The sequence below is a fragment of the Actinoplanes sp. NPDC026623 genome (genome assembly GCF_040638275.1).
Classification (GTDB): Bacteria; Actinomycetota; Actinomycetes; order Mycobacteriales; family Micromonosporaceae; genus Actinoplanes.
The window spans coordinates 1-3,129 of record NZ_JBEZXZ010000386.1 but is presented as its reverse complement, the minus strand read 5'-3'; the positions used below and the strand labels follow the sequence as shown (position 1 = coordinate 3,129).

The following is a 3,129-nucleotide window of genomic DNA, read 5'->3' as shown; positions in this document are numbered from 1 at the left end:
GGCGGTGGCCGCGGCCGCCGCCCTGCATCCCGAGCGGGCGTGGACCGCCCGGCGCGACGAGGCCGGCCTCGCCGCCCGGGCCGGAGTCTCCGCCGAGCGGCTGCGTCTCCTGCTGGCCGTGCTCGGCGGCCAGGGACTTGTCGGGTACGACCTCACCGAGGGTGCCTGGTTCCGCCGGGACCTGCCGTTCGCCGCCGAGCGCGTCGCGGCGCTGCAGCCGCGGGTACGCCGGGCGGCCGCGATCACCGCCGGCGACCTCGAGGTCAACCCGATCCCGGGCGGCCACGAGGTGTTCGTCCGCGGCCGCGGTTTCGCGCACCGGGTCGTGCTCACCGCGGACGACGCCCGGTGCACCTGCCTGTGGTATTCCCGGCACCGCGGGTCCCGCGGCCCCTGCCGGCACGTCCTGGCCGCACGTTCCCATCTGACGAAGGAGGCCGGCACGTGAGCGGGTCCGACCTTGAGCGGCTTGTCGCCGCCATCGACGAGGCCGACGACGGGGCGATCGTCGCGTTGCTGGCGCCGCTGTCCGAGCGGGACCGGGCGGCGCTCGATCCGGCGGTGGTGGCACGCGCTGACGAGCTGCACCGCGCCGGCCACGCCCGCGACGTCCGCGCGCCGGCCGCCGAGGTCCGCGCGGGCCGGGCCCGGCTCAGGGCCGCCCACCTGGCGTGGCTGGGCACCGGCGACCCGGACGGCTGGCCGCCGGACATCGACATCCACGACGGCGAGGACGCCTGGCGCCGCCGGCACCACCTCAAGGACGCCCTCGCGAGCACGGCCGGGCACCGCATCCTCGCCGACCGGCGCCCGCCCTGGCTGGATCGGGTGGCCGACGAAGGCCTGGCGTACGGGCACCGGCTGTGGGACTCGGTCTGGCGCCTCGTCGTGGACGGGCTGGTCGCACGGCCCGGCGACCGCCGCTGGCTGGAGGGCTGCGCCGAGTACGCCGGCCGGTCACAGGCGGAGAAGCTGCCCGACATGGTGCGCCGCGATCCGGCCCTGCTCGAGGTGGACCTTCCGGCGCTCCTGGACCTGCCAGACGGCATCCCCGTGCTGGTCCGCGGCGATGAACGGCAGGTGAGGTCCTCGGGCCCCGGCTTCGACACCGAGCGGGCCTGGTCGCCGCTGCTGGCCGCCCTGCCCGGCGGTGACCCGCTGCGGGACCGGGTTCTCACCGGAGTTCTCGACACGATGGCCGGCGACGGGGGCGAGGGCACCGCGACGTACCGGCGGTTCCTGACCGTCATGCGCCCGTCCGTCGCGGAGTTCGCCGACCGGCGGCAGCGGCTGCTCCGGCTGGCCGGGCACCACACGCCGTCGGTCGCCGGCTTCGCCGTGCAGATGCTGCTGAAGGTCGACCGGACCGGCCGGCTCGACCCGGCAGACGTGATCGACCAGGTCGGCGCGGCCACCGGTGTCACCGCGGCGGGCACCGCCCGGGGCGCCGTCAAGCTGATCGCGTCGGCCCTGCGCCGGCAACCCGCGCTGGCGGCGCCGGCGGCCGGCGCGCTGACCCTGGCCCTCTGCCACCCCCGCCCGGAGGTCCAGCAGGATGCGGTGCGGGCGCTGCTTCCCCACCTCTGCGACCCGGTGGTCCGGGCCGCGCTGAGCGACGCGGCGCCGGATCTCGCCCCGTCGGTGGCCGCCGAGCTGAACGCGCACCTCCCGGCGGCGCCCGCCGAGGCGGAATCCGGCCTCGACGAGCTGCTCGCGCAGGCCGCCGGCGTCGCCGGTCTCGGCCCGGTCGTGGCGGCGATCCGGGCCGGCGAGGAGCCGCCGCCGGTGCTGCTCGAGCCCTGGCGGGACGCGCGGCCCGGCGATTCCAGGCCCGTCGCCGCCCCGATCGGCACGCTGGACGAGCTGATCGAATGGCTGCTGCGAGTGGTCGACGGGACCGCGGAGCGGACCTCGGACTGCGAGCGCGCCCTCGACGGGCTGGCCGCGCTGAGCGCGGTGCGACCCGACGACTTCGGCCGCCGGGTCGGACCGCTCATCGACCGGGTCAACCGGATCTTCGAAACCGAGGAGCCGGGCTGGGGCGAGAGCATCGTCGCCGACTTCTGCTACCTGGTGGCGTTCTGGATGCAGCCGGAACGCGTGGCGCCGCCCGCGGGCCCGCTCGCCGCCCCGCGCGACTGGCTGGTGGGCCGGCTCCGTGAGGTGGCCCTCATGCTGCGCGGCGGCGCCACCGCCCGGCTGCTGGCCCCGCCGACCGACGAGAACGGCTGGCTCGACCCGGCCGTGCTCGCGGATCGGGTGATCGCCGCCGGCGACGCGGCCCTGGACCGGCCCCTCGACGCCGCGATCGCGGTGACCCGCCTCGCACCGTGGGGCCGGGCCGCTGCCCGGGAGCGGCTCGCCGGCCTGCCGGGCACGCTGGCCGCGGTGGTCCGGGCCGCCTGCGGCTCCGGCGAGGACGTCGCCGCGGCGCCCGATCCGGTACCCCGGGCCGTCGCCTGGCAGCTCGGCCGGCCGCACACGGGAGCGCCGTACGCGTTCGGCGAACCCGTCCCGCCGCCGCCTCCTCGAATGGACCGGCTGGATCCCGAGGCGTACGCGCGGGCCGTCTTCTCGCCGAACCAGGACGGCACGTTCCTCCTTGATCTGCACCGGCTACCCGAGTACCGGGCGGTCGAGGAATGGCACGAGTGGGCCCGCGACGCCCGGTACAGCACCGCGTGGGCGGCCACCCAGTGGCCGGGCGACAACCGCTGGGTCTGGGCCGGCGAGCCGCACTCGCGCCGGGCGCTCGGCTGGCTGCTCGAACCCGACGAGCCGCTGCCCGCCGAGGCGCTGCGGGCGGTGCTGCTGCTCGCCGCCGACGACGGCGCCGAGGTGCGCGTCCTCGCCGCCGACGTGCTCGCCCAGGCGGTCGCCGACGGCCGGCTCACCGGCGGGGTGCTCGGGCCGGCGCTCGGCAAGGACCTCTGGGAGGGCACCTCGGGCCACCGCCTCGCCGAGGCACTGGCCCGGGTCGCGGCCGTCTCGCCGCTGCACGGCACGGTCGTCCGCCGGGCGCTGACCGCCGGCGAGCCGGCCTGGCGGGAGCTGCCGCCGCGGCCGCTCTGCGCGCTGCTCACCCTGCTGGACCAGCTCTGCACGGCCGACGGCTGCGGCGTCGCGGAC

The 3,129-nt window shown here is 77.8% G+C and carries 2 protein-coding genes; both read left to right on the top strand.

The window, feature by feature from the left end; genetic code table 11:
- Positions 1-448 (top strand): SWIM zinc finger family protein (locus tag AB0F10_RS44985; protein ID WP_360640655.1); only part of this gene is annotated, 448 nt, incomplete at its 5' end.
- Positions 445-3,129, top strand: a 2,685-nt coding sequence (locus tag AB0F10_RS44980; protein WP_360640653.1) for a DUF6493 family protein, incomplete at its 3' end; no start/stop codon positions are given. The genes AB0F10_RS44985 and AB0F10_RS44980, both read left to right, overlap by 4 nt.